Annotated in this window: 16 protein-coding genes; 11 read left to right on the forward strand and 5 right to left on the reverse strand. The window is 48.5% G+C overall.

The genetic code is table 11. The features are described 5' to 3' along the window. Window positions 1–30 precede the first annotated feature (30 nt). Complete coding sequence (locus JOE45_RS00490) at window positions 31–2,061, forward strand: ABC transporter ATP-binding protein (protein WP_210022051.1); 2,031 nt, start codon at window positions 31–33, stop codon at window positions 2,059–2,061. Beyond that, complete coding sequence (locus tag JOE45_RS00495; RefSeq protein ID WP_210022050.1) at window positions 2,048–3,340, forward strand: MFS transporter; 1,293 nt, start codon at window positions 2,048–2,050, stop codon at window positions 3,338–3,340. Before JOE45_RS00490 ends, JOE45_RS00495 begins: the two co-directional genes overlap by 14 nt. Before the next feature lie 84 nt (window positions 3,341–3,424). Here the strand turns inward: JOE45_RS00495 and JOE45_RS00500 are convergent, their stop codons facing one another. Together JOE45_RS00500 and JOE45_RS00505 are read right to left on the reverse strand one after the other, a co-directional pair. Then, window positions 3,425–4,426 carry a coiled-coil domain-containing protein gene (locus JOE45_RS00500; protein ID WP_210022049.1) on the reverse strand — a complete coding sequence of 334 codons (1,002 nt, stop codon included), beginning with the start codon at window positions 4,424–4,426 and terminating at the stop codon, window positions 3,425–3,427. A 61-nt stretch (window positions 4,427–4,487) separates the two neighbouring features. Next, window positions 4,488–4,820 carry a TFIIB-type zinc ribbon-containing protein gene (locus tag JOE45_RS00505; protein ID WP_210022048.1) on the reverse strand — a complete coding sequence of 111 codons (333 nt, stop codon included), beginning with the start codon at window positions 4,818–4,820 and terminating at the stop codon, window positions 4,488–4,490. 673 nt (window positions 4,821–5,493) lie between these two features. On the opposite strand from JOE45_RS00505, the gene JOE45_RS00510 reads away from it, so the two are divergent. Further along, a complete protein-coding gene (locus JOE45_RS00510) occupies window positions 5,494–6,894 on the forward strand; it encodes an SLC13 family permease (protein ID WP_210022047.1) in 1,401 nt (466 codons plus the stop codon). Window positions 6,895–6,970: 76 nt separating this feature from the next. Continuing rightward, window positions 6,971–7,444, forward strand: coding sequence for a DinB family protein (locus JOE45_RS00515; RefSeq protein ID WP_210022046.1), 474 nt, complete (start codon window positions 6,971–6,973; stop codon window positions 7,442–7,444). A 325-nt stretch (window positions 7,445–7,769) separates the two neighbouring features. On the opposite strand, the gene JOE45_RS00520 is transcribed toward JOE45_RS00515, so the two are convergent. Beyond that, the gene (locus JOE45_RS00520; protein ID WP_210022045.1) at window positions 7,770–8,933 is read right to left on the reverse strand and encodes an iron-containing alcohol dehydrogenase; all 1,164 of its coding nucleotides are present in this window, start codon (window positions 8,931–8,933) and stop codon (window positions 7,770–7,772) included. Window positions 8,934–9,127: 194 nt separating this feature from the next. Here JOE45_RS00520 and JOE45_RS00525 point away from each other — a divergent pair, with 194 nt between their 5' ends. The 5 genes from JOE45_RS00525 (at window position 9,128) to JOE45_RS00540 (ending at window position 15,352) form a co-directional block, all read left to right on the forward strand. Further along, window positions 9,128–11,233, forward strand: coding sequence for an LTA synthase family protein (locus JOE45_RS00525; RefSeq protein ID WP_210022044.1), 2,106 nt, complete (start codon window positions 9,128–9,130; stop codon window positions 11,231–11,233). Window positions 11,234–11,440: 207 nt separating this feature from the next. After that, complete coding sequence (locus JOE45_RS23300) at window positions 11,441–11,740, forward strand: hypothetical protein (RefSeq protein WP_245246531.1); 300 nt, start codon at window positions 11,441–11,443, stop codon at window positions 11,738–11,740. Next, complete coding sequence (locus JOE45_RS23305) at window positions 11,710–12,273, forward strand: iron-containing alcohol dehydrogenase (protein ID WP_348632456.1); 564 nt, start codon at window positions 11,710–11,712, stop codon at window positions 12,271–12,273. Before JOE45_RS23300 ends, JOE45_RS23305 begins: the two co-directional genes overlap by 31 nt. 211 nt (window positions 12,274–12,484) lie before the next feature. Continuing rightward, window positions 12,485–13,252, forward strand: a complete 768-nt coding sequence (locus JOE45_RS00535) for an IclR family transcriptional regulator (RefSeq protein ID WP_210022043.1) — start codon at window positions 12,485–12,487, stop codon at window positions 13,250–13,252. A gap of 126 nt (window positions 13,253–13,378) precedes the next feature. Further along, the gene (locus JOE45_RS00540; protein WP_210022042.1) at window positions 13,379–15,352 is read left to right on the forward strand and encodes a YjhG/YagF family D-xylonate dehydratase; all 1,974 of its coding nucleotides are present in this window, start codon (window positions 13,379–13,381) and stop codon (window positions 15,350–15,352) included. Between the two features lie 87 nt (window positions 15,353–15,439). Here the strand turns inward: JOE45_RS00540 and JOE45_RS00545 are convergent, their stop codons facing one another. Both JOE45_RS00545 and JOE45_RS00550 read right to left on the reverse strand, forming a co-directional pair. Continuing rightward, window positions 15,440–15,865: a hypothetical protein gene (locus tag JOE45_RS00545; RefSeq protein ID WP_210022041.1), complete on the reverse strand. Its 426-nt coding sequence runs from the start codon at window positions 15,863–15,865 to the stop codon at window positions 15,440–15,442. Window positions 15,866–15,939: 74 nt separating this feature from the next. After that, window positions 15,940–16,746 (reverse strand): glycerophosphodiester phosphodiesterase, encoded by an 807-nt coding sequence (locus JOE45_RS00550; RefSeq protein WP_210022040.1) that lies wholly within the window; start codon window positions 16,744–16,746, stop codon window positions 15,940–15,942. A 387-nt stretch (window positions 16,747–17,133) separates the two neighbouring features. Here JOE45_RS00550 and JOE45_RS00555 point away from each other — a divergent pair, with 387 nt between their 5' ends. Together JOE45_RS00555 and JOE45_RS00560 are read left to right on the forward strand one after the other, a co-directional pair. Further along, window positions 17,134–18,099 carry a carbohydrate kinase family protein gene (locus tag JOE45_RS00555; RefSeq protein WP_210022039.1) on the forward strand — a complete coding sequence of 322 codons (966 nt, stop codon included), beginning with the start codon at window positions 17,134–17,136 and terminating at the stop codon, window positions 18,097–18,099. A gap of 251 nt (window positions 18,100–18,350) precedes the next feature. Continuing rightward, entirely contained in the window at window positions 18,351–19,775 is a 1,425-nt protein-coding gene (locus JOE45_RS00560) for an NAD-dependent malic enzyme (protein ID WP_210022038.1), read from the forward strand. Window positions 19,776–19,861: the final 86 nt, after the last annotated feature.

Below are 19,861 nucleotides of genomic sequence, written 5' to 3' on the forward strand. Positions count from 1 at the left end.
GAATCAACAAGAGCTAAGGAGGCGAAGGGCATGGAGAAGGAACCCATGATGAGTCCATACGTACCCGTCCTGCAGGTTCACGATTTGCATACACACTTTTTTACGGAATCAGGCACGGTAAAAGCAGTAAATGGGGTTTCCTTCGACTTGCAGCGAGGTGAGCGTCTGGCTATTGTAGGCGAGAGCGGTTCAGGCAAAAGCGCCATGGCGATGTCTTTGATCCAGTTGATCGCTCATCCGGGCAAGGTCGTTTCGGGCAGCGTGAAGCTGGAAGGGCAGGAACTGATCGGCATGAGTGACGGAGGGCTCAACAAGCTGCGCGGAAGCTCCATCGGAACGGTATTTCAGGATCCGATGGCCTCTCTTGATCCGGTGATGCGGATTGAGGATCAAATGGTCATTCCGATTCGGAAGCACTTAAATCTAGGGGCCAAAGAGTCCAGAGCGCATGCGATCCAATTATTGAGCAGCGTCGGTATTCCCGATGCGGAGAAACGGATCACGTCTTATCCGTTCGAAATGAGCGGCGGTATGAGACAAAGGGTGATGATCGCCATGGCGATCTCCTGCAATCCGAAGCTGATTATTGCGGATGAACCGACCACTGCACTGGATGTGACCATCCAGGCTCAGATCGTGGAGCTCATGAAGAGCATTACGGAGAAAACGGGCAGCGCCATGGTTTTTATCACCCATGATTTGGGCTTGGTTGCCCGCTTCGCGCAAAAGGTGGCGGTCATGTACGCCGGTAAAATCGTTGAGTACGGTACCGTACATGAGATTTTCGGGCAGCCTAAGCATCCTTACACGCAGAGCCTGCTTATGACCATCCCGAGTGTCAGCGGAGAAAAAAGGGAGCGTCTGCTGCAAATTCAAGGATTTCCGCCGGATATGAAATATCCAGTTCTGGGCTGTGCTTATAAAGAACGGTGTCCGGCAGCCTCCGATCGTTGTTATCACAATACACCGGAATTAACCGTAAAGGGAGGACAGCAGCTAGCCGCATGCTGGGAGTTGAAGGGCTTGATGAGAGATGGGGAAGACAAGGTAATGGACCTGCTCAGCTATCAGAGAAGAAAGGAAGCCCCCGACATAGCGCAATCGGATTTGAACTTTGAAGAAGAAAGCTATGGCCGTTCCGATGTGGTGCTTGAGGTTCGGGAATTGCGAAAGCATTATAAGAAGACGTCCGTCCTGCCATGGAAAAAGTCGGTGGAGATTCGTGCCGTGAACGGGATTGACCTGACCTTAAAACAAGGAGAGACTATCGGGATTGTAGGTGAAAGCGGCTGCGGCAAAAGCACGACAGCCCGCATGCTGCTCCAGCTTGAGCAGCCTACCTCAGGCAGCATCAACGCCAAAGGCAATATTCAAATCGTATTCCAAGATCCGTACTCTTCTTTTAATCCCAAGATGAGCATTGAGGATATCATCGCCGAACCGCTGAATGTGCAAAAAATCGGAACGAAGGAGGACCGGAAGCGGAAAGTAAGAGATTTAATTCAGAAGGTTGGATTGGATCCTGTTTATTTGGACCGGTATCCGAGTCAATTAAGCGGAGGCCAGCGGCAGCGGGTTGGCGTCGCCCGGGCACTTGCTTTGAATCCTTCAGTCGTGGTGGCCGATGAACCGACATCGGCGCTGGATGTATCGGTGCGCGCACAAATTATTAATTTGCTTTGTGACCTGAAGGAGGAGATGGGCCTAAGCTTTATATTCATCTCTCATGACCTGTCCACGGTGCGCTACATTAGCGACATGATTGCCGTTATGTATCTGGGGGAAATTGTAGAGTTTGGTCCTGCTGAAGAAGTGTTTACGAATCCAGCACATCCTTATACGAAGGCTTTGCTTGCCGCCGTTCCCGTTCCCGATCCGTTCGTGGAGGAAGGGCGCAGCATTAAGCTGCTGTCGGGTGAAATGCCAAGTCCCGCGAACCCTCCTGCGGGCTGCGCGTTCAGTACGCGATGTCCAATGGCGACAGAACAATGTATGGAGGAAAAGCCGATCTTAACGGAAAAAATGGCGTTGAGAAAGGTAGCCTGCCATGCTGTCAGCTGACTTCTACCGCAAATTTGCCATTTATGGCGGAGGTTTTTTTTTCACCATTACCGGTATGGCGCAGCCATTCTTTACTCTGTACGCTCAGGAACTGGGGGCATCGATGGCGGCGATCGGCTTTATGGTTACGCTTCGTTCCCTGCTCCCGATATTTATTGCCATGCCGGTAGGACAATTGATCGATCTGATCGGTGCGATCAAAATGCTGAAGATCGGAAGTGTGTTCCTGATCTTGTCCCTATTCACCAACATGATTGCAACCGATTTGTACATGCTCGCGATTTCCCAGCTCTTCATGGGAGCCAGCATTATTATTATGGCTTCCTCCCTTCAGGTGATGGTGTCCGAAGGCTCGAAGAACGAACGGAATGAAAATATCAAAAAATATTCGATGTGGATGTCGTGCGGAGGGATGCTGGGCCCGCTGATCGGCGGAGCGCTCACCTCCTTGTTTGCGTCGAAGCTGCTTGGATATAAAGTGACCTTTGGAGCAGCGTGCGCGATTTCCGTGATGTTCCTGATTTTTTTATTGCTGATTGCCAAAGGGTACCGAAAATCCTCGGAAGGCAGCAAGCAGGCTGCCAAAGAGATGCTCAAGTTCAAAGGAATCATGGACAGTTACATGAGCGGAATTCACTTGACCAAAAGCCGGGCTGTACAGTTCGGTTTAATCGGGACCTTCCTGATCATGTATATCCAAGTGCTATTTTCGAGCTTTATGCCCATCTATTTGGACGAGAAGGGCTATACGACATTGCTGATCTCTATAATCATATCGGCTCAAAGCTTAGCTGGAATGATGTCCAGATTTGCGCTGGGCTGGATTATGAAAAGGACCCATTTGGAACGAATCCTGCTTTTTGCCGGATTAATTGCTTCCGTTTGTCTCATCTTTACGCCGGTTGCCGTTTTGCATACGACAGGGATTATCGTTCTGGTAATGATTATGGGCAGTGCGGTAGGCATTAATCTTCCGGTGAGCATGATGATCATGGTGAACGATACGGAGGAAGCGGATCGCGGGAAGCTCATGGGGCTGCGGCTATTAATGAACCGCTTTTCGCAAATTATCAGTCCGGCCATGTTTGGCGTGTTGGGGCAATCGCTTGGACTGACGGTAGCGTTCTATACCGGAGGTGCATTCTTAATAGCGACCATTCTTGGGTTTTCTCTATACTCCTCTGCCAAATGGGGCTTGAAGACCGAGGGAATTGATTCGGTTGAGAAGCCGCCTCCTAAATCATTTGTGGCGTCTCCATCAAAGAAGGTCTCATCCTGATGAACTATTTACGGCTCGCGCTTGTTCCTTGTGAACAGGCGCGAGCCGTTTAATGACATGAAGGGGTCTTTGGAGGAAGGAATATCATTTCGTTGGTTTGCGAGCTCGTTCAACCAGGTCAGTAGCATCTCTGACCATCGTTTCCATATCTTCTGCTGCAGCACGAAGATTTACTTCTTTTCCCAATCGGAGCGAATCGTCCAGCTTTTGCAACATCGGATCGATTTGGCGCAGGACGGGAATGAAATCAACTTTCGTATTTCGTAATGATTCATGACCCGCCAGCTGCAGCAGATGTTTTTCATGTTTTATTAATCGATCGCGCATCTCATGAAAGATAGCTACATTTTTTTCCAGCTCCAGCGTTCTATGGCGCAAAGAGTCCAAGGTTCTGTATATTTGGGTCACTCCTTGCTTCGACTGAATGGCATCGAATGCCGCCGATTGATTCACTTGATGAAATAAGGTTTCCGCCTGGCGCAGATGTTCCTTCAGCTCATCTAAAGGAAAGCCCGTTTTTTGGGACAACGAGTGTATCATCCCGGAAGTTGCAGCAAGCTTCTCTTCAGCTTGCCGCAGCAGTTCTCTGGCTTCTTTTTCATCTTTATTCATTCTTGACAGATCAAAAAGAACTTGATCTACGCGATGCGACAATTCATTCGTTTCTTGCTGCAAATTTTTGGCCTGCATCAGAGGAGCCGCAAGGGAGAAAAAGGCTGCTTTCTGAGCTTGAAGCTGCTTTCGCAGCTGCTCTGATTTTTCGTGTAATGAAAAAACAGTCTGCTCCACTCCTTTCAGCCGTTGATAAGTCTCACCCATAGCTAATCCCATCTCTACATCTTTAAAAGTGTCGGAGACAATGATCGCATTCAATTGGGAGGCGGCCTCCCGATGCTGGTTTTCTGCCCGCTTCAGCCATTGTGTCGTAATCTTGCGTTTTACGACCAGTACCCCTAAGATCAATAGAAAAATGAAGACAGCTGTGGCGAGCAATATCTCCATAAAGTTAGATAAGATATACGAAATCAGAACAGGAATGAGCGCGGCTATGGCCGTCACCAGTACTGATTCGATCAACTCTTCCACACAGATTAGCCTCCTTGTACAAGAGTTAGGAAGTTATGCTTATGCCCAGCGGATAAAACGATCAATCGAATAGATCACCGAAAATGTCCATGACACTTTTTTTCTTCTTGTACTTCGGGTTATAGTGTCTGTTGTAATCCTCGGGATAAGGACGCCTTTGATCGTGTTCTTTGTTGTATCTTTTATCGTATTCATCCTCTTTGGACGTACGGCGTGTTTCGTGTCCCTCGTACCATTGGTTGAAGGGTTCCCGCACTTCTCGAACGCCTTGCATCAGTTTATCGAGTTCCCCCCTGTCGAGCCAAACTCCTTTGCAGGATGGACATATGTCAATCATTATCTGTTCCTTCTCTACCTCACGCATTTTTACACCGTCGCACACTGGGCAATTCATAAGTACATCCGACCTCCTTATTATTATGTAATAGCAGTTTCATTCACTTTTTGAGAGGTTTTCCATACCAATTTTAACATGATAAGGGAAGCCGCGCAAAAAGTTGGACATGAATTCGAGTTGACAAGTAATATTAGTAAAACGTATTCATGGTTAATCGGTGATATCCGATAAAAGATGGATGCAGCGCTAAATTATAGGTAACGGGGCGTTATCCGAATGGCCAACATAAGAGAAATCGCCCGATTGGCTAATGTATCGCAAGGCACCTTTCGGTCCGGAGTTATACGTTGGAGACATTGCTAAAAATCCGGTTACAAAGTAGAAAGAGTTTCTGGTCGACCATCCATGAAAGGCCTCGTTAAGAGGTTTTTTTATTTTATTCGCTAATAAACTAAATTCGCGCTGTGATAACCCTTTTTTATCACTGTTGGATTAGCTTTCTGATATAATAATCGTGAAAACATGGGTCAACTGTTAAACTTCCCCTCTTTTCTTGTATTTTTCATACCAACAACAGATGATCCTTCGACGGACGGGGAATATGAATCGCCTGATGCCAACTGTTGATTCCCACTATATCAATACCGTACCTCACTGGTTTAAAGTGCAGCTTTTGATCTGCATGTTAAATGATAACTGTAATGCAATTAGCATGATAAGGTGGTCAGAAATGGTGAAGCAAGTGGCTGTATGGGGTTGTTTATTGTTTGTGCTGTTGTCTCCTATGATACCGCAATCCTCGGAGATGGGCAGCGAAGGCTGGAGCGCTCTAGCTATACTGTCCTTGGCGATCGTCCTTTGGTTGACCAATGTCATACCGGCCTCTGTTACCAGCATGATGGTCGTGGTCCTTGTCTCGCTGCTCGGCATTCTGCCGTTCGAACAAGCTGCTCAAGCGCTGGGCAAAGAAGAAATATGGCTGATTTTATCCATGCTCATGATGGGAGTGGCGGTAGAAAAGTATTCTTTGGACAAGCGGCTTGCTTATAATATGCTCCTGTTTGCGGGGGGCAGCGTTAAATACATTGTCATGTACTTGATTGTGATCGCATTTTTACTCACCTTTTTCATGCCGAACGCATTGGGGCGGTTAACCGTGCTTCTACCGGTAAGTATAGGGCTGATTGAAACGATGAAAGCCCAAGGCGGTGCCAATTTCTCCAAACTCATCATTCTGACGGTCACTTTCGTACCTTATGTGAGCACTATTAGTCTGCTTACGGGAGCGGGGGGCTCCATTTATGCGGTAGGCCTATTCGACTCCATGCTGGGGCATCAATGGACTTATGTAGACTGGATGCTTCTGATGATGCCGATTACCCTTGTGGTTCTTGCGGCTTTTTGGGTGCTGCTCCTCTACTTATTTCCGCCGGAGACGGCTGTATTGACCGGGGGAGAGCAATTTTTTAAGCAAGAAAGAGATAAGCTTGGCCCTGTGACCGTGGCTGAAAAGAAATTGATTGCGCTTTATCTGCTCCTAACGCTTCTATGGATGACCAGCAGTCTGCACCATCTTCCGATTGCGCTTACAGGAGTGCTAGTAGTCACGCTGCTGTTCATACCCGGAATCCAGTTGCTAAGCTGGAAAGAAGCGATGAGTAAAGTGGATTGGGGGGTTCCGCTGCTGTTTGCTGCGGGCTTCGCCTTGGCGGACGCCCTCAATGAAAGCGGTGTGGTGAGGTGGGCTTCGGGGATGGCTACCAGCCTGCTGACCGATCTTCCCGCCGCTATTCTCGCCATGGCTATGATGTCGGCTTTCATCCTTATCCGAATCGGATTTACAAATTACACGGCCATGGTTGCTTCTTTACTTCCGGTGGCTCTGACGTTCGCTGCGGGAAGCACCCTGAATCCTCTCTGGCTTGGTATGCTGTGCGTAGTAGCCAGCAGTATCGGTTATTTTATCCCGACCCAATCCGCAGGCAGTATGACGACATTCGCGATGGGTTATTATTCGGGAAGGGATTATCTTGTGATTGGCAGTTTGATCACCCTGTTCATGTTCTTGACTACCCTGGTGGCGGCCTTCTTATATTGGCCGTTGCTCGGCCTGAGCGTACATCCAGGATAAATGAGATTGCTTAACATTTTTTGTTAAGTTACAATTAATGGGGTAATTCTTAATTAATGAGGAGGCTATCTGCCCTATGAGTTTGGCACTTCACACTGAAAAAGTCGTTCGTCAAATCACCATCGCAAAAATCGAAGCCATCAGCGAAGAATTTTTTGATGTCCAACCGCCGCAATTCAACAACACCATTAGATGGAATTTAGGACACATCGTTTCAGCTACCGACGGATTGATTTTTCAAAGAATTTCACAAACGTCACATCTGCCTGAAGGTTTTGCGGATTTGTTCAGAGGCGGTACCAAACCAGCGGATTGGACTACAACGCCTCCGACGAAAGCAGAATTGATCGAATTATTAAAATCACAAGTACATATTCTTGAAGAAACATTTGCAAATAGACTGGGTGAAAAATTACCCGAACCGCTTCAAATCCGTGATTTATCTTTCTCAACGGTGGAAGAAGTCATTAATTTTGCGTCCATGCACGAAACCATGCACAGCACCATCGTTTCAGACATGCTTAAGATCATTCAGCACCAGAGTAAATAACACGATCTGCCAATGGGAATAGTATGTCTCGATATAGATAAAATAAAAGTGTATCGACAACTTATTCTACGGCGGTGAATAGATTATGGGGAACCCCCCCAGACGAGGACACGTTGAATTCAGATCAACTCCGGCTAAGCTTGTGGCGGATATGCCTGAAGACGAAAACATGCGGGAGCAGCTTGACGAAATGAAAGAGAACGACAATTATCAAGGCTCTTGCGGTATTATTAGTAACAAGAAAAAATGATGCATAAGGCACATAATAAACAAGAAGGCTGCAGCCGTACTTGCAAAAGTCGGTTAGCAGCCTTCTTGTTTTGTTTTATAACGACATATGATATATCTTCAGAACATCTTCACGGCCGAGCGTTTTGAAGTTGCCGAAGGCTCCTCTTGCCATGGCTTTATCCGCCATCAGTTCCAGCTTCTCAGCATGGATGTCATAGTCCGCAAGCCGGCTCGGAGCACCGATGGAAGACCAGAAGGAACGCAGCGCCCGAATTCCCTCCAAAGCGGTTTCGCGGTCTGTCTTGCCTGTAGGATCGATCTCGAATACATTCACGGCGAATTGTTTGAACCGGGCAACGCCTTCATCCAAGACATGCTCCATCCAATTCGGGAAAAGGATAGCTAATCCCCCGCCGTGCGGAATATCGTATACCGCGCTTACGGCATGCTCAATGTTATGGGTAGCCCAGTCGCCGCGGATCCCCATAGCGAGGGTACCATTTAAGGCCATAGTACCGCTGTACAGAATGGTTTCGCGATACTCGTATTGCTGCGGATGTTCCAACAGTTTGGAGGCTGTTGCGATTACGGTTCTTAGAATAGTCTCACAAAAGCCGTCCTGGACCGGGGAATTTCCTGTATGGTTGAAATACTGCTCTAAAACATGCGACATAATGTCGACGATGCCGTATATCGTTTGGTCTTTCGGTACTGTATAAGTGAACTCAGGATTGAGAATAGAGAATTTAGGGAACACAAGGGGACTGCTCCAACCGTATTTTTCCTGAGTCTCCCAGTTGGTGATGACGGAGCCGGAATTCATCTCCGAGCCGGTAGCCGCGAGTGTAAGTACCGTACCAAAAGGCATGGCTTCTTCAGCCGTAGCCTTGCGTGTGATAATATCCCATACGCTGCCATCATACCTTGCTCCGATAGCGATAGCTTTGGCGCAGTCGATCACACTGCCTCCGCCAACGGCAAGAATGAAATCGATGCCTTCTTTTCTGCAAATATCAATTCCTCTCTGTACTGTGGTCAAACGGGGATTCGGTTCGACACCGCTCAGTTCATGAACCTCGGCATCAATTCCGTGTAACTGACGGATAACCGCATCGTAGACCCCATTTTTCTTTATGCTGCCTCCACCATACACAAGAAGAATGTTTCTGCCGAACGGCGGAATTTGTGTACTGAGATGCTCAAGCGTATCTTTTCCGAAAAAAAGTCGGGTCGGGTTATAAAACATAAACGTATCCATATAGGCTTCCTCCAATGTGGTTAATTATGTATCTGTAAACAGAGGGGGCTCAATGTTTATCTGTACCTTTTTTATTATAACAAATGACTCGAATGGAACCAAAAATTAGTAAAAGACCAAGCCGAAAACGTGTAAAGTATGCTATACTAATCCATGGCATTTACAATATATTTATGATACAAAGTGGGGAGACCATGGGAGAACTGCAACTTTCGCTTCGTCGTTATGGGCTGACAACGGTACGCCGCCTGCCCCTGCTATTATGGTCTCTTTGGATTGTTTTTTTAGTAGAGTTACTGAGCCGGGGTCAATGGTTAGATACCTTTGGATGGACATTCGAAGCGATCCCGGAACTGATACTAAACACCCTGGTAGTCTTGGGCTTATTGCTGCTTTTGACGGCATTCACGGGCAGTGTTCGTCTTTCGTTCTGGCTCGTAGCCGCAGTGTGTATAACTTTCGGACTGATTAGCGGCATTAAACTGGAAATATTAGGGGTCCCTTTCTTGCCATGGGATCTTCTGCTAACCAGCGAAACGAAAGATATGACACCGTACCTCCGTGGTTTATTAAGTTTTACGGTTATTTCGGGTTTCGTTCTTTTCGTGGCGATCAGTATTTTGTTGCTTTACAAGGTTGCAAGGAACGACCTTCAGTTGGGCTTGAGGCACCGGATAGGGATGGGGCTGGTGTCCGCATTGTTATTGATATCTATATACAATGACGGTGCATTCTCGTTAAAGAAGCTGGCAAACATCGATAATATTGCATGGGACCAAACCATAAATGTAAAGACCAACGGTTTTTTATTGTCGACCGTTATGAATATCAAGTTTCTTTATTTGCAAGAACCGAAGGGCTACGATGAGCAATCGATTCGAGCAATGGCATCGGGTGCCTCTCCCGCCGTAGCGGAAGCAGACGAGGTCAAGCCTAATATTATTGTTGTCTTGAGCGAATCGTTCTGGGATGCGACTCAGGTCGAGGGTTTGAAGTTCAGTAAAGATCCTCTGCCGTTCTACCATTCGTTAGTGGAAAAGTACACGAGTGGTACGATGCTTTCCCCGCAATTCGGAGGCGGAACGGCCAATGTAGAATTTGAAGTATTAACTGGAAACTCGATGCGTTTTTTGCCGCAGGGCTCGATTCCTTATAACCAATATATCCATAAACAAACCGATTCGCTAGCCAGCATCCTGAAGCGCCAAGGGTATGAGACAACAGCGATCAATCCGTTTCACAGCTGGTTTTATAATAGTAAAAGCGTTTATGAGCATTTTGGTTTTTCCAAGTATATCTCGCAGGAATTTTTCGAACCGGATTACGAGGGACCGTATATAGCTGATCGTGCTGTGGCCAAGTATATTATTCAAGCGAGTGAAGAAACCGCCGGACCCGATTTTATTTTTGCCAATACAATGGAGAACCACTACCATTACTATCCTGGTAAGTTTAAGGAAAATACGATTGAGGTGTCCGGAGTTTCCGATGAGTCCAAAGGGCTCTTTGAAACGTATGCGCAAGGGCTTTTGGGTGCGGACGATATGCTGAAACGTTTGGTGACGCACTATGAACAAAAGGGAGAACCAACCATTATCGTATTCTTCGGAGATCATCTTCCAAGCCTCGGGGAAAACTACAAAGCCTATAAGGATTGTGGCTATTTGCAGGAGAACGATCCTAATTTTCTTGACAAAATGTATCGCGTACCGGTCCTTGTATGGAATAATTATTTGCCTGAGCAGAAAGAAAGCCTGAATATGAGTCCTTCGTTTCTTGGACCGTACGTGTTAAAGCTGGCGCAAAGAACCGGTACTTATTACACGGATTATTTGTATGAATTCGCACAGCACACTCCTGTGATCCCGCCGAAACATTATTATCAACAAATGGGAATAAACGAGGACATACTAAAGGGATATGAGAAGCTGCAGTACGATATCCTTTTTGGAAAGCAGTACGGGTATGCTGATTGGAATGACACTATTCAAGATCCCGCTTTTGTTTTGGGTTTTGGAGCTCTGCATATTGATAACGTCCACATAGAACAATCCGGCGAAGAACAGGTTGTACGTATTACCGGTAAGGATCTTCCTCACAGCAGTATCGTTTATATTAACGACGAACCGGTGAAGACTCAATGGACCGATAACAATGAATTGACAGCTATTGTCGAGCCGGAGACGGCGGGCGCATTTCCGTGGAAGATGGAAATCGTGGTTGAGGATTCAAAGGGCCATGTCGTGGTAAAATCGAATCCGTATATACAAAATCCATTGACAGCCACAGATTATCATTAGAAGCCATGCATACCGTCCTGGCGTCGATCAAGGCTTGCATTATTATCTGGATCGGGCACCAACGCTCGCCGAGCTGCACGGCGAGCGTTGGTACCCGAGTTGGGACGAACAAAGCTGGAAGAGGGCGGTCCTTTCCACACTAAAGGACATCTGAAATCTTATGCGGAATGGCTTATGAGTACAAGGGATTGAAGAGGAGAGGTACCCATGGGGAACATTTTGCAGACGCTCGAACAGGCAGCCGCCGATTGCGCCTGCGGCAAGCACAACCGTATCAGCCTGGATACCATCGTTGTTGGACGCGAGGCATTGGAGCGGGCAGTGCCTTATTTGCTCGAGCGATCCTGCAAGCATGTCACCGTGGTAGTGGATGCTACTACCTTCGCAGCAGCTGGTCAAAGGCTGGTCGATTGTTTACGCACAGCTGGGATGGATTTCGCACAGGTCATACTGCTGGGGAATCATCAGGGGATGTGGTGGCTGATGAGCAGTCGATCATTCAAGTGATGCTGGAAACTCCGAACACAACGGACGTTATCATTGCCGTAGGGGCGGGAACCATCCATGATATCGTCCGGTTTACCGGATACAAGATGAACAAGCCTTTCATCTCCGTCCCGACCGCGCCGTCCGTTGACGGCTTCACTTCCATAGGGGCTCCGATCATCATTCAAGGGGAAAAGAAAACGATCTCGGCTTCAGCGCCCGATGCCATTTTTGCAGATCTGGATATTTTGACAGGCGCTCCTCAAAGCCTGCTAGCTGCGGGATTCTGCGATATGCTCGGCAAATACACCTCGTTGTTCGATTGGAAGTTCACGCATTGGGTAGCCGGCGAACCCCATTGTCCTGCTGCCGAACGCATAACCAAGCGAGCTCTGATGGATTGCGTTAACCATGTGCAGGAAATCGCTCAGCGCGAGGAAGGCGGTATTCGTGTTCTGACCAAAGCGCTGATAGAATCGGGATTAGCCGTGCTGATCTTCGGGAGCTTATACGGACCATGGACGGTCCGGTTACTCCAGCCGAGCTGGGAATAGATCAGGAGCTCTTAACGCGAAGCATGTTGGAAGCTCACCAAGTCCGGCTGAACCGGTATACGATGCTTAGAGCGCTGAATGAAGCGGGCTTCCGATAAGACTAGTCATGCCGAAAAATAAGACTTGCTGGTGAACATTCCTTCCGATATAGTAAGGGGTAATATAGTCACTCAGTTAAAATCACAACGAACGAAATGGAGGTGTCCATCCATTGCCGATTATCCAGTCGGTTGAGAGAGCGCTGCGAATTCTGGATCTGTTTGACGAATACCATAAGGAATTAAAGATCACAGAAATCAGCAGCCGGATGGACTTGCATAAAAGCACGGTTCATTCTTTATTAAAAACATTACAGGTGCATCGTTACATCGAACAAAATCCGGATAGCGGGAAGTACCGGCTCGGGATGAAGCTGCTGGAGAGAAGCAGCAGACTAGTGCAGAGCTTGGATATTCGACAGGTAGCTAATAACTATTTGCAGACGCTCTCCAAAACGACAGGGCAAACAGCCCATTTGGTTGTTCTGGACGGAAAAGAAGGCGTTTACATCGATAAAGTGGAGGGTGAGAAAGCCGTTATTCGATATTCCCGTATCGGCAGACGCATTCCTCTGCACTGCAGTGCCGTCGGGAAAGCGCTTGTTGCCTATAAATCGCCAAAGGAGCTGAGCTCCATTCTCAAAGGGTACGACTATCAGAAGCATACGGACAGAACCATCAGATCCGAAGAAGCTTTTCTGCTTGAGCTGGAGCAGGTGAAACAGCGGGGATACGCTACGGACGATCAGGAGAACGAACCTGGTGTCTTCTGCATCGCCGCGGCTGTCCGGGATCACACGGGGGAAGTGACTGCTGCGGTCAGCATATCGATGCTTCAGGCCAGAGTGACGGATGAGGATAAGGAAAGATACATCAAGCTCTTGTTACAAGCCGCTGGCGAGCTTTCAGAGCGGATGGGTTACGGCATCATGATAGGATGAAAGTGGGCGGCAAGCTTGTAAAAGCTTGACCTGCTTCTTTTTAATGAAAAACTATAAAACCTAGTTTTATAATATAAAACAAAAAAAGTGTTCGTCAAATTCTTGCACTAGAAGGGGAGAGGGAACATGAGTGAATTATTGAGTTCTATTATGGGAGCGGAAGGAAAAGAGTTATACCGCCTTCAGACCCATGCCCAAGGACCGCGGGGAACTCTGCCGCTGACACCGGATATGCTGCTTCACGAGCCTAGCGGGCATCTGTTTGGGCTAACGCAAAATGTAGGGATGGGCTGGATTCCCTCCGAACTGAACGGCAAGCAGGTTTTGTTGCTCAGCACCCAAGGCGGCATCCGCGCGGAGGACGGCAAACCGATTGCGCTAGGTTACCATACCGGGCATTGGGAAGTCGGGTTGCTGATGCAGGATGCGGCATATGAAATCCGGAAGAGCGGCGGCGTCCCCTTTGCGGGTTATGTGAGCGATCCATGCGATGGGAGAAGCCAAGGTACCGAAGGGATGTTCGACTCGCTGCCTTATCGTAATGACGCTGCTATCGTATTTCGCAGGCTCATTCGCTCACTTCCCACACGCAAGGCAGTGATCGGGATAGCTACCTGCGACAAGGGCCTGCCAGCCATGCTGACGGCTCTTGCCGCAATGCGCGAGCTGCCGTGTATTATCGTCCCCGGGGGAGTGACCCTGCCTCCATCGAGTGGGGAGGATGCCGGTAAAATCCAAACGATAGGGGCCCGTTATTCGAATGGAGAACTCTCGCTGGAGGATGCGGCGGATCTCGGCTGCCGGGCCTGTGCTACACCTGGCGGGGGCTGTCAGTTTCTCGGCACGGCGGCTACGGCGCAGGTCGTCGCCGAAGCCTTGGGACTGACGGTGCCGCACGCGGCGCTGGCTCCGTCCGGTCAACCGATCTGGCATGAGTTGGCCCGTCAATCAGCCCGCGCGGTCATGATGATGGAGTCGAAAGGGCTTCGGACGCGCGATATCGTAACTCATGCCGCCATTCGCAACGCCATGGTCGTTCATGCGGCCTTCGGCGGCTCCACAAACCTGCTGCTGCATATCCCGGCCATTGCTCATGCCGCCGGATGCGCCATACCGACCGTGCAAGAATGGGATCGCGTCAACCGAAATGTTCCGAGGCTGGTCAGCGTACTGCCGAACGGACCGGTATATCATCCGACGGTCAGGGTATTTCTGGCCGGTGGAGTGCCAGAGGTAATGCTGCATCTGCGCCAGTTAGGATTACTCGACGAATCGGCGCTCACCGTGACCGGCGAAACACTGGGGACGGTGCTCGATTGGTGGGAGACCTCGGAGCGAAGAGCGAAGGTGCGTGAGGCGCTGCAGAAGCTGGACGGAATTCGGCCCGATGAGGTCATTATGAGTCCGGAGCAAGCGCGGTCCTACGGAATGGCATCCACGGTCACCTTTCCAACCGGAAATCTTGCACCGGAAGGTTCCGTCATTAAATCGACGTCCATTGACCCTACAGTGGTAGGAACAGACGGAATCTATCGGCATAAAGGTCGGGCAAAGGTGTTCACTGCGGAACGGGAGGCTATTCGTGCCATCAAGACCGGAGGGATTGTAGCTGGGGATATGCTGGTGCTGATCGGACGCGGCCCAATCGGGTCGGGAATGGAGGAGACGTATCAACTAACCTCGGCGCTAAAGCATCTGCCTTTCGGAAAGCATGTGACGCTGATCACGGATGCCCGCTTCTCCGGCGTCTCCACGGGCGCTTGCATCGGTCATGTCGGACCGGAAGCGCTAGCGGGCGGACCGATCGGCAAGCTGAGGGACGGCGATTGGATCGAAGTGGTGATTGACCGGGAGCGTCTGCAGGGCAGCTTGCATTTTGTCGGAGAGGGAGATACCTTCTATACGCCTCAGGAAGGAAGCGAGGTACTCGCGCGGCGAATGCCTCATCCTCATCTGGCCCCTGATCCCGGTTTGCCGGACGATACCCGTTTGTGGGCTGCTCTTCAAGGGGCCAGCGGGGGAACATGGCGCGGGAGTGTGTATGATGTGGACCGGATCATCACACTGCTTGAGGCAGGCAAGAAAGCGTTGGGTTGGTAAAGGCCGTCCTTTTAATCTTGACTGGAAGCATATATATCATTACGAAAAGTAAGCAGCCGAAGGGTAATCCCTTCGGCTGCTCAAGGTTCAACGAACATACCGCGTTCGGTGAGCGTAGATCCAATTTTTTTTCATATCCCGTACAAGTCCTTCTTCCTTGGCAAGCACCTTCTCCGCATAAGCATCAAAGGTGTGAAATTCATGCGGAGTCGGCTCGATAAAACGCATGGTGCCCTTCCATTCAAATTCGAGCAGCAGCCCATAATTGGCTGCCAGGCGATGAGTGATGTGCATCAGAAGAAAATCCTCCCAGGTCGTCGCGTTCGCATCACGTTCGAATCGCCATCCACCAGGCTCCTCCGCTATCTGAATGCCATGGATTCGCATCATATATTCCGGAAGGAGGATATAGCCCTCGGGAACCTGCTGAACGACGGCATTCCACTCTTCCGCAATCCGCTGCAGCTCCTCCGTCATATTCAAAGTTTTGGTCGGAAGAAATAATGTAAACACGTTGGTCCTTCACCTCTTTTCCCTTTTTTACCTATCATAACGCAGACTACTTGGGATAGGTAGAGGCCGGTTGGTTACGTTTCCTTCAGCAGCGCTGTCAAGCGCTCCGGGTAATCGGTGATTACGCTTGTCACTCCCAGCAATATCATTCGGGCCATGGTGTCCTGATCATTGACGGTCCATGCATAGACTTCCTTCTGATGTAGGTTCGCCAAACGCATAAATTCTTCGTCTATGATCGTGTGAGCTGTACTGAGCACATCAAAATCTTTGTTCGAGAAAAGGCTTGCGTTGTCAGTGATTTTTGTAGAGATGATGAGACCCGTTTTGATGCTTGGATTCCGCTGTTTTACTTTTTGAATCAGGGCGGCATCGAACGATGTTACGGTACATTCCCGAATACACTGCTTTTTCATGATAATGTCTGCAGTCTTTTCGGCAAGCTGCTTTTGATGTCCGTTGTTTTTGAGCTCGATATTCAGCTTGATTTTACCCTTCGCGGTATCTATGGCTTGCTCCAATGTCGGCACCCGTTCAGCCTCGAACCGCTGGTGAAACCAAGCTCCCGCGCTGGCGTGAAGCAATTCTGCTGATGGGATCAGCCACATAGGCTTGTCGATGCCGGTCGTTCTCCTGGCGTTGTCGTCGTGCATTAAGACAATGATTCCGTCAGCGGTTTCCTGCACATCAATCTCCGCGTAGCCTGCGCCATCTTCGATGGCTTTACGGATGGAGCTTAGCGTGTTCTCTGGCGCGGAGCCAGAACTTCCGCGATGCGCAGTGACAAGCTCGCGGCTGTCGGCAAGCCAGCTGAGGTCAGAGCTGACAGAGGTCAGATTGGCGGTAAGTAGAAATGTGAGAGTGAGAATCATTTTATGCATGGTCGTCTCCTTCAGGCGTAAGTGAGTATGTTAAAATTGGACGGCCACTTGGGTTCTATTGTTTCCAATCCATATGAAAATTCATAAAAATGTTAGAAATAGGTGGTGACCCGTATACTATTTTTATCGTCGTATGCCGCTGAAAATGTAATGTTTTTTCCTGCTCTTGTGTGTAGTTGGAGAGGTTTTAAAAAAAGGGGGACAGCGTGATAGCATGAATGTCACAGGTTTAACATAAGCGTTGACCTCTGGGGTATACGTCCTCTGATTCAGAAATTGGCCGTTATCTTTGACCAGGGCGGACCGGCTCGGTGGATGAACGATCCGAAATAAATATGTTATGATGTTGGTTGACGATTCTGACTAAAATATGGGAGTTGTGTGAGAATGAATCAAGCCGGTTTGGTGGTATGTGTGGGGGAGCTTTTGATCGATTTCTTTTGCACAGACATCGATGTTGATTTAAAGAAAGGCGACAATTTTATTAAGCAAGCGGGTGGAGCGCCAGCCAACGTATCTGCAGCGATTGCCAAGCTGGGGGGAACGGCTTCGTTTGTCGGTAAGGTAGGAAATGATCCGTTCGGAGGGTTTCTGATTGATGTGCTGGATCAAGCCGGGGTCGATACACAGAGGGTTTCCAAGGATGATGCCGTTAGAACGACGATGGCTTTCGTATCGCTGCAAGCAAACGGGGAGCGGGATTTCGTCTTTTACCGCGGTGCGGATGAGCGGTTAACCATGGCTGATGTGGATCTTGAGTACATATCCCACGCTCGTGTCATGCACTTTGGCTCGGCAACGGCGCTTCTTGGAGGCGAAGCTCTAGAAACTTATTTTTCATTGATCGATCTGGCCAAAGCCAAAAACATGTTCATATCCTTTGACCCGAACTTCCGCACCAATTTGTGGCAGGGTAGAGAAGATGAATTTATAGAACGGGCGCGGAGAGGGATCGGACAAGCCGATTTCGTGAAGGTTAGCGATGAGGAGCTGCGGCTTATTACGACGCAAGAGGATATGCTGGAAGGCGTACGGGACCTGCATCACTTGGGGGCGCGCGTCATCGCCGTTACACTCGGGAAAGAGGGGACATTGATCTCCTCGAACGGGCAGCACGCTGTCATTCCGAGCGTTCCGATCAAGTCGGTCGATTCCACAGGTGCCGGAGACTCGTTCGTGGGAGCCACCTTGTTTCAGTTAGCACAAGCGAAGGAGCCAGCCGGTTTGTGCGATGACTTCGATGAGCTGAAGAGAATCATCGCGTTCTCCAATAAAGTAGGAGCCATCGTGTGTACGAAGGTCGGAGCGATTGCCGCGCTGCCGTCCTTGGAAGAGGTTGAACGGTTCGGGTGAACTGGAGTGTACAAAAAAGCCACAAATTGAATTGACGGTTTGCTTGCAGCGGAGCTTCTCCGCTGTAGGTTTCATTCACAAACAAGAAACCTATTTTCTCATTTATAAAAAACATTTATAAAAAACATTTATAAAAATATCGTTGACACGCTTTCATTAAAAAATTAGACTGTGAAAGTAATGCATTAGTTTAACTATTAATTTCGTAGTTTTGCATTAGGATTTTCTATAATCGAAAGGAGCAATAAAGAATGAGTGGTCAGACAAGTGGAAGTTATACGATTATTTTGCGAATGGAGCTGGAACCAAACGTAGCATTCATTCAAATCGCTAATGCAATCCACGAAAAGGGCTGCGAAATCGTTGCCGTGGATATTGTGAACAGAAATAAGGAAAAAACGATTAGGGATATCACGGTATCCGTTTCAAACAGAGAAACCGAAGCTGAATTGATTGAAAACGTTCGCAATGTACCGGGAATTAAAATCCTTAACATATCCGACCGTACCTTCCTGATGCATTTGGGAGGAAAGATTGAGATTCGTTCGAAAGTTCCGATTAAAAACAGGGACGATCTTTCCCATGTGTACACCCCTGGTGTAGCACGTGTATGTATGGCGCTTCATGAGGATCCTTCCAAGGCTTATTCGTTGACCATTAAAAGAAATACTGTAGCCGTCGTGTCCGACGGTACTGCCGTACTTGGCTTGGGGGATATTGGTCCGATTGCTGCGATGCCGGTTATGGAAGGCAAAGCGATGCTGTTTAAAGAAATGGCCGATATTGATTCATTCCCGATTTGTTTAGATACGAAAGACACGGAGGAAATTATCAGGATCGTTAAAGCAATCGCTCCTGCTTTCGGCGGTATCAACTTGGAGGATATTTCCTCGCCGCGATGCTTTGAGATTGAAGAAAGATTAAAAAATGAACTGGACATTCCCGTTTTTCATGACGACCAGCACGGAACCGCTGTTGTCATGCTGGCGGGATTGATTAACGCATTAAAAATTGTGAATAAGCAAATGTCTGACATTAGAGTGGTGTTTAGCGGTATCGGCGCTGCAGGCGTGGCTTGCACGAAAATGCTGATGGCTGCCGGAGTTAAGCATATCGTTGGTGCCACGAGATCCGTTGGTATTATCAACCGCAATGCAAACTACGAAAATTCAATGTTTCAATGGTACGCGGAGAATACGAATCCCGACAATGTAACGGGAACGTTAAAGGACGCCATGGAGAATGCGGATGTGTTTATCGGTTTGTCCGGTCCGGGTGTCATTACAGTCGAGGATTTGAAAAAAATGGCCAAGGATCCGATTGTGTTTGCTATGGCTAATCCGACTCCGGAGATTTTACCGGAAATTGCAGAGCCGTATGTTAGAGTCATGGCTACAGGAAGATCCGATTATCCGAATCAGTTAAATAACGTGTTATGCTTCCCGGGAATTTTCAGAGGCGCTATGGATTGCCATGCCACGATCATTAACGAGGAAATGAAGCTGGCGGCCGCTTATGCTATCGCGTCCATCGTAGAGGATGCTGAGCTCAATGAGCAGTATATTATCCCTAGCGTTTTCAATAACCGTGTAGTTGAAGTCGTTAGAAAAAAAGTAATTCAAGCCGCAGTAGAAACAGGGGTCGCGCGTAAAGTGCCGCATGATATTCATAATTAAATATTGAAGTAAACAGACCTGCCTCCGGTGGGTCTGTTTTTATATTTGCGAATAGATGGAGGAGGGAAGCGCACAATAAGGCGAAT

It is taken from the genome of Paenibacillus sp. PvR098, from assembly GCF_017833255.1.
In the GTDB taxonomy this organism is placed as follows: domain Bacteria; phylum Bacillota; class Bacilli; order Paenibacillales; family NBRC-103111; genus Paenibacillus_G.

Coding starts and splice junctions, on each gene's coding strand:
- JOE45_RS00555 (WP_210022039.1), top strand. CDS start 17,134: ATGAATCAAGCCGGTTTGGTGGTATGTGTGGGGGAGCTTTTGATCGAT.
- JOE45_RS00490 (WP_210022051.1), top strand. CDS start 31: ATGGAGAAGGAACCCATGATGAGTCCATACGTACCCGTCCTGCAGGTT.
- JOE45_RS00550 (WP_210022040.1), bottom strand. CDS start 16,746: ATGCATAAAATGATTCTCACTCTCACATTTCTACTTACCGCCAATCTG.
- JOE45_RS23300 (WP_245246531.1), top strand. CDS start 11,441: ATGGGGAACATTTTGCAGACGCTCGAACAGGCAGCCGCCGATTGCGCC.
- JOE45_RS00540 (WP_210022042.1), top strand. CDS start 13,379: ATGAGTGAATTATTGAGTTCTATTATGGGAGCGGAAGGAAAAGAGTTA.
- JOE45_RS00515 (WP_210022046.1), top strand. CDS start 6,971: ATGAGTTTGGCACTTCACACTGAAAAAGTCGTTCGTCAAATCACCATC.
- JOE45_RS00505 (WP_210022048.1), bottom strand. CDS start 4,820: ATGAATTGCCCAGTGTGCGACGGTGTAAAAATGCGTGAGGTAGAGAAG.
- JOE45_RS00525 (WP_210022044.1), top strand. CDS start 9,128: ATGGGAGAACTGCAACTTTCGCTTCGTCGTTATGGGCTGACAACGGTA.
- JOE45_RS00495 (WP_210022050.1), top strand. CDS start 2,048: ATGCTGTCAGCTGACTTCTACCGCAAATTTGCCATTTATGGCGGAGGT.
- JOE45_RS00560 (WP_210022038.1), top strand. CDS start 18,351: ATGAGTGGTCAGACAAGTGGAAGTTATACGATTATTTTGCGAATGGAG.
- JOE45_RS00520 (WP_210022045.1), bottom strand. CDS start 8,933: ATGGATACGTTTATGTTTTATAACCCGACCCGACTTTTTTTCGGAAAA.
- JOE45_RS00510 (WP_210022047.1), top strand. CDS start 5,494: ATGGTGAAGCAAGTGGCTGTATGGGGTTGTTTATTGTTTGTGCTGTTG.